The sequence below is a fragment of the Hypericibacter sp. genome, from assembly GCF_050729195.1.
In the GTDB taxonomy this organism is placed as follows: Bacteria; Pseudomonadota; Alphaproteobacteria; order Dongiales; family Dongiaceae; genus Hypericibacter.
Genome location: NZ_JBOHKS010000025.1, coordinates 1 through 6,056, shown reverse-complemented (window position 1 = coordinate 6,056; position 6,056 = coordinate 1). Strand labels below are relative to the sequence as shown.

General features: G+C 65.1%; 8 protein-coding genes. 7 read left to right on the top strand and 1 reads right to left on the bottom strand.

Annotated elements, in window-relative coordinates:
• Positions 1-241 precede the first annotated feature (241 nt).
• From ACREE8_RS01820 to ACREE8_RS01790, 7 genes are all read left to right on the top strand, one after another.
• The gene (locus ACREE8_RS01820; RefSeq protein ID WP_431571266.1) at positions 242-1,558 is read left to right on the top strand and encodes a dicarboxylate/amino acid:cation symporter; all 1,317 of its coding nucleotides are present in this window, start codon (positions 242-244) and stop codon (positions 1,556-1,558) included.
• Between the two features lie 271 nt (positions 1,559-1,829).
• Positions 1,830-3,425, top strand: a complete 1,596-nt coding sequence (locus ACREE8_RS01815) for a S41 family peptidase (RefSeq protein WP_431571265.1) — start codon at positions 1,830-1,832, stop codon at positions 3,423-3,425.
• Between the two features lie 25 nt (positions 3,426-3,450).
• Entirely contained in the window at positions 3,451-4,137 is a 687-nt protein-coding gene (locus ACREE8_RS01810; protein WP_431571264.1) for an NUDIX hydrolase, read from the top strand.
• A gap of 121 nt (positions 4,138-4,258) precedes the next feature.
• Entirely contained in the window at positions 4,259-4,426 is a 168-nt protein-coding gene (gene rpmG, locus ACREE8_RS01805) for a 50S ribosomal protein L33 (RefSeq protein ID WP_151176713.1), read from the top strand.
• A gap of 241 nt (positions 4,427-4,667) precedes the next feature.
• A complete protein-coding gene (locus tag ACREE8_RS01800; RefSeq protein ID WP_431571263.1) occupies positions 4,668-5,030 on the top strand; it encodes a type II toxin-antitoxin system RelE/ParE family toxin in 363 nt (120 codons plus the stop codon).
• Positions 4,997-5,347 carry a helix-turn-helix domain-containing protein gene (locus ACREE8_RS01795; protein ID WP_431571262.1) on the top strand — a complete coding sequence of 117 codons (351 nt, stop codon included), beginning with the start codon at positions 4,997-4,999 and terminating at the stop codon, positions 5,345-5,347. The genes ACREE8_RS01800 and ACREE8_RS01795 overlap by 34 nt, the downstream gene beginning before the upstream one ends.
• 47 nt (positions 5,348-5,394) lie before the next feature.
• Positions 5,395-5,592: a hypothetical protein gene (locus ACREE8_RS01790; protein WP_431571261.1), complete on the top strand. Its 198-nt coding sequence runs from the start codon at positions 5,395-5,397 to the stop codon at positions 5,590-5,592.
• 10 nt (positions 5,593-5,602) lie between these two features.
• Here the strand turns inward: ACREE8_RS01790 and ACREE8_RS01785 are convergent.
• Positions 5,603-6,056, bottom strand: a 454-nt coding sequence (locus ACREE8_RS01785) for an HRDC domain-containing protein (protein WP_431571260.1), incomplete at its 5' end; no start/stop codon positions are given.

Below are 6,056 nucleotides of genomic sequence, written 5' to 3'. Positions count from 1 at the left end.
CCTCACGAGACCCACCGAATACAAGGTTGTGACGCGAAGTCTCGCGTCCGGGCACCGGCTCCCCTCGGATCACCAACCATGGAGACCCAAATGGCCTTGACAGAAAAAGTCCCATACAAGGAAAGATGATCTGGAATGCGGGGAAGGGGATGAGCTTACTGAACGCCTTTCTCTCCCCTTCCCCTCGCCGGCAGAACCGATCCATTCTTGGCGCTCGTTGTGTCCGATCAGGTGTTCTCCGATGACCGCCATCGCCCAAGACCCTCCGAAGCCTCATCGCCCTTGGTATCGGATCCTTTATGCCCAGGTGCTCGTCGCCATCGTGATCGGTGCGGCGCTCGGATGGTGGTTCCCCCATGCGGGCGCCGCCTTGAAGCCGCTGGGGGACGGATTCATCGCCCTCATCCGGATGATGATCGCGCCGGTGATCTTCTGCACGGTCGTCCATGGCATCGGCTCGATGGGCGATCTAAAGAAGGTCGGCCGCGTCGGAGTGAAGACGCTGGTCTATTTCGAGGTGGTGTCGTCCTTCGCGCTCGCGATCGGCCTGCTGGTCGGCGAGTTGCTCAAGCCCGGCCGGGGATTCAACATCGATCCCACCACGCTCGATCCCAATCTGGTCTCGACTTATGTGACGCGCGCCCATGAGGACAGCATCGTCGGCCACCTGATGGCCATCATCCCGAACAGTTTCTTCGACGCCTTCGCCAAGGGCGATCTGCTCCAGGTGCTGCTGGTGGCGATCCTGACCGGCTTCGCGATCTCGCGCATGGGGGCGCTGGGCGAGCGAATCGCCGGCGTGATCGACACGGCCGGACAGCTCTTCTTCCGCATCATCGGCATGATCGTGCGCGTCGCTCCCATCGGCGCCTTCGGCGCCATGGCCTTCACCGTCGGCGCCTATGGCCTCGGCTCGCTCTGGAACCTGGCGGCGCTGGTCGCGACCTTCTATGCCGCCAGCATCCTGTTCGTGCTCCTGGTGCTGGGCACGATCGCGCGCCTGACCGGATTCTCGATCCTCCGTTTCATCGTCTATATCAAGGACGAGCTCCTGATCGTGCTGGGCACCAGCTCGTCGGAGACCGTGCTGCCGAACATGATCCAGAAGATGGAGAAGCTCGGCGCCTCGCGCGCGGTGGTCGGGCTCGTGATCCCGACCGGCTACAGCTTCAATCTCGACGGCACCAACATCTATATGACCCTGGCGACGCTGTTCCTCGCCCAGGCCACCAACACGCCGCTCTCCTTCGGCCAGGAGATGAGCATCTTGGCGATCGCGATGCTGACCTCGAAGGGCGCCTCGGGCGTGACCGGCGCGGGCTTCGTCACCCTGGCGGCGACCCTCGCGATCATCCCCGACATCCCGATCGAGGCGCTGGCGATCCTGGTCGGCATCGACAAATTCATGAGCGAATGCCGCGCCCTCACCAATCTGGTCGGCAATGGCGTCGCGACCCTGGTGATCAGCCGGCTCGAGGGCGAGCTCGACCAGAAGGAGCTGCATCAGGCCCTGGCCAACCCGCATAGGGTTAAGGCGCTGGCGCGGGAACCGGTTTAGGCGGCAGATCCGCGCGCGATCGCATTTCCGCGCCCTCCCGCTCACGGATATCCCCGCCAGCGAAGGGGGTGAGACGGGTGTCAGCCTCGGCGCGCCGCCCGTCTTCACCCCCATCCCCATGAGATTCCGACAAAAATGCCGCAGCTCTCGCGGAGATATGTCGCCTTTTCGCCGTTTTTTGCTAATCTGCCAGCCAATCCGGCTCGGCGGCCGGCTCGTAAACAAAGCTTCGGGACCTGGCCCCGACGGCGATCTTGATGAGGACACCCGGATGGGTGGGAGACTGAGCAACAGCGCGCCGCGGCGCATGCCGCTGGCAGCGATCATGATGTCGTTGGCTCTCGCGGCTTGCGGCAGCACGGACGGCCCGGGCGCCACCGCGGACGGCCGTGACGAGACCCGTGACATGTTCGTCACCGGGCTGAATGACATCGACGCCGTCTATATCGAGCGGATCAATCTGGGCGACGTCACGGTGGAGGGGCTGAAGCGCCTCGACGCCTTCGATCCCGCCATCGGCCTGCGGCGCAACAGCACCGAGGTCGAGCTCGATATCGACGGGCAGGACACGGTCAGCTTCGACGCGCCCTCGGCCTATGATGCGACCGACTGGGGCGAGCTGGCGGCGCGCTATGTCGAGACCGCGATGCTCCATTCGGCGAAACTCGCGCTGATCCCGCCCGAGAAGATCTACGAGGCCGTGTTCGACGGCATGGTCTCGAAGCTCGACGGCTTCTCGCGCTATTCGAGCGCCGCCGACGCCGACGAGAACCGCGCCTCGCGCGACGGCTTCGGCGGGATCGGCGTGAAGGTCGCGGTCGCCGACAACCGCGTGCGCATCATCTCGGTCATGAACTACACCCCGGCCCAGCGCGCCGGCCTGCAGACCGACGACATCATCCTCGCCATCGACGGGCAGGATGTGGCGGGCATGGATCAGCATCAGGTGGTCGACAAGCTGCGCGGGCCCGTCGACAGCCGCGTCGAGCTCAAACTGCTGAAGGCCGAGACGACCGTCCCGACGACGATCCTGCTGTCGCGCGCCCATGTGGTGCCGGAGACGGTGGTCTATCACCCCGAGGGCAACGTCGCCTATTTCCATATCTACGGCTTCAATTCCGACACCTCCGAAAGCCTGGAGCGCGAGATCTCCCATGCGAAGTCGGAGATCGGCGTCGGCAACATCACTGGCTATGTGCTGGACCTGCGCGGCAATCCCGGCGGGCTGCTCGACGAGGCGGTTGCCGTCTCCGACGTCTTCATGCAGAAGGGCCGCATCGTCTCGACCCATGGCCGCCATCCCGACAGCCACCAATATTTCGAAGCGACCGCGGGCGACCTCGCCGACGGCCGGCCGATCGTGGTGCTGGTCAACGGCAATTCCGCCTCGGCCTCGGAGATCGTGGCGGCGGCGCTGCAGGACAGCGGCCGCGCGGTCGTGGTCGGCAGCAACTCCTACGGCAAGGGCACGGTGCAGACGGTGCTGCGCCTGCCCAACAGCGGCGAGCTGACCCTGACCTGGGCGCGCTTCCATGCGCCCTCGGGCTACACCTTGAACAAGCTCGGCGTGCTGCCCTCGATCTGCACCAACGGCCACAGCCCGTCGGAGCTGATGACCGAGCTCGAGCATAACGAGCTGCGGGCGATCCCCGTGGCCGAGCGCAACGCGCTCAAGCCCACCGACACCGCCGAGATGGACAAGCTGCGCAAGGCCTGCCCGCAGGTGAAGTCCGAGCCCGCGACCGATGTCGAGATGGCGCTCGACCTGATCCACAAGCCGCTGCTCTATGCCCGTGCGGTGTCCCTGGGCGAGTCGCCCTCGCCGGCCGACGCCTCGGAAGCCGCCGCCGTGACCGAGGCGCCGTAACCCTGAGCGAAGCGGTCGAAGCGCGGTGACCGAGACAGTCCCCCTGGTCAGGCCGGTCGACGCGGCGGGCATCGTCCTGCTGCGCGATGGCGCGCAGGGCGGACCCGAGGTGCTGATGGGACGGCGCCACGGCAAGGCGAAATTCCTGCCCGACATCTATGTCTTTCCGGGCGGGCGCGTGGATCCGCAAGACCGCCTGCCCTCGGGCTTCGAGGAGCATCTGGCGCCGGGCGTCGAGACCGCGCTGCGCCGAGCCGCCCCGCGCAAGCGCCCCGCCACTTACCTCCGTGCCGCCATCCGCGAGACCTTCGAGGAGACGGGCCTGCTGATCGGCGCCCCCGGGCCGCAGCCTGCCCATCCACCCCAGTCGGACATCTGGCGCCAGTTCGCCGAGCGGGGGCTGGTACCCCGCTTCGAGGCCTTCGATTTCATCTGCCGGGCGATCACGCCCCCGGGCTCGCACCGGCGCTACAACAGCCGTTTCTTCCTGGGCGACGGTGCGGCGGCCCAGGGCCAGCTCGCTGGCGATGGCGAGCTCGTGGACCTCGCCTGGCGCCCGGTCGAGGCCATGGCCAGCATGAACGTCGTCGATGTGACCGAATATGTGCTGGCCGAGGCGGTCAGGCGCTGGCGGCGGGGCCATCGCCCCGGTGCCGAAAACCCAGCTTTGTTCCGCTATATCAAGGATGTAGCCAAGCCCCGCCGGGGCTAGGCCGATGCCCGCCGCCGGGGCGTTCTGCCACCCCCGACAACCCCCCGGAAAACTTGACTTAAACCGGGAAACGCTTATCTTCCGCCGCCTGTTTTGACGCGACTTTCAGGAGCGGCCCACCATGGCCAAGAGCAGCACGATCCTCATCAAATTGGTCAGCACGGCCGACACCGGCTTCTATTACGTGACCAAGAAGAACCCGCGCACCAAGACCGAGAAACTCGAGTTCAAGAAGTACGACCCGGTCGCGCGCAAGCATGTCGCGTTCAAGGAATACAAGATCAAGTAGGGAGCGCTCGCACGCGCTCCGGTGCGGGGTTAGCCCCAGCGCCGTCGAGAGGCTAGGAGGCCGCGACACCGAAAGGTGCGCGGCCTTCGGCTTTTGGGGGGCTTGATATCCAGTCACGCCCCTTCCCCTCCAAGGTGATTGATTCTTCTCTCCGGAACCGGCGGCTTGAAAACATGCCTGAACAAGCATATATTGTGTGCCGGTGCGAAAGCCAAGTGGAAGCGAAGTTCAACCGAAACCGGTGCGTTGGATCGGCAGCAGCAAGGTCGACATCAGCGCCTTTCCTGCATCCGTCCGGCTGAGAGTCGGCGGCGCTCTCTGCGAAGCGCAAATTGGCGGCAAGGCTCCCAATGCGAAGCCGCTTCAGGGATTCGGGAGCGCCGGCATCCTGGAGATCCTGGACGATTTCGACGGCGATACCTATCGCGCGGTCTACACCGTTCGCTTCGCTGGTATCGTCTATGTGCTGCCCGCGTTCCAGAAGAAGGCCAAGCGCGGCATCGCGACGCCGAGAGCAGAGCTGGACTTGATCGAGCGTCGGCTCAAGCGAGCCAGAGAGGATTATGAGCAATGGTCAAGAAGCGGAAAACCAGCATCCCCGTGACAGAAAGCAGCGGCAATGTGTTCGCCGATCTGGGTCTTGCCGAGCCCGAGGAAGAACTCACCAAGGCGCAGCTCGCGAGTCATATCAGGCGGATTGTGAAGCATCGCCGGCTGACCCAAACCGCCGCGGCAGCCCTCATGGAGATCGACCAGCCGAAAGTCTCCGCCCTGCTCAATGGACGGCTGGAGAATTTCTCCAGTCAGCGCCTCATGCGCTTACTGACGGCTTTGGGGCAGGATGTGGAGATCACGGTCAAGGCAACAACGCGCAACCGCGCCCATGGCCGCATCAAGGTTATCGGTGAGGTTCGTGCGTAAGCACGGCTCCTATGTCTATCTATTGGTACATCGATTTTGAACCAACCATGATGCGGATCCACTCGCTCGAAACCGAAGCCGACTATGACGTGGCTCTGAAGGAGATTGCGCGCTACTTCGGGAAGGAGCCAGCGCCAGGATCGCACGACAGCGACCGCTTCAACCTTCTCGCTCGGCTGATCAGCGACTATGAGGATCGACATTGGCCGATCGAGCCGCCTGATCCGATTGGGGTCGCCGCGTAAGGCTCAGCCGTCAGGCAGACCGAGAATCGTCGCCAATTACCTGCAGGAACAGCGTCCCGAAATCGCGCCGCTTGGCCTCGCCCACGCCGAACACCTCGGCGAACTCGTCGGCGTTGCGCGGACGCTTCGCCGCCATGTCGGCCAGCGTGCGGTCGGAGAAGATCACATAGGCCGGAACGCCGCGCGCCTTGGCGAGCGTGAGGCGAAGCGCCTTGAGGCGCTGCAGGAGCTCGCCGCCGGCGGCATCGAGATTGTCCGCCGCCTTCGCGGCCGCCGATGTCGAGCGCCGGCCCTTGGGCTCCTTGCGCAGACGATCGGGGCGATAGCGGAAGCTGCCCTGCCCGCGCATCAGCGCCGCGCCGTCCGCGGCGACGCGCAAGCCGCCATAGCCGGCGATGTCGATATCGAGCAGGCCGGCCGCCACCATCTGGCGGATGACGCCCTGCCATTCGCCTTGCGGTCGG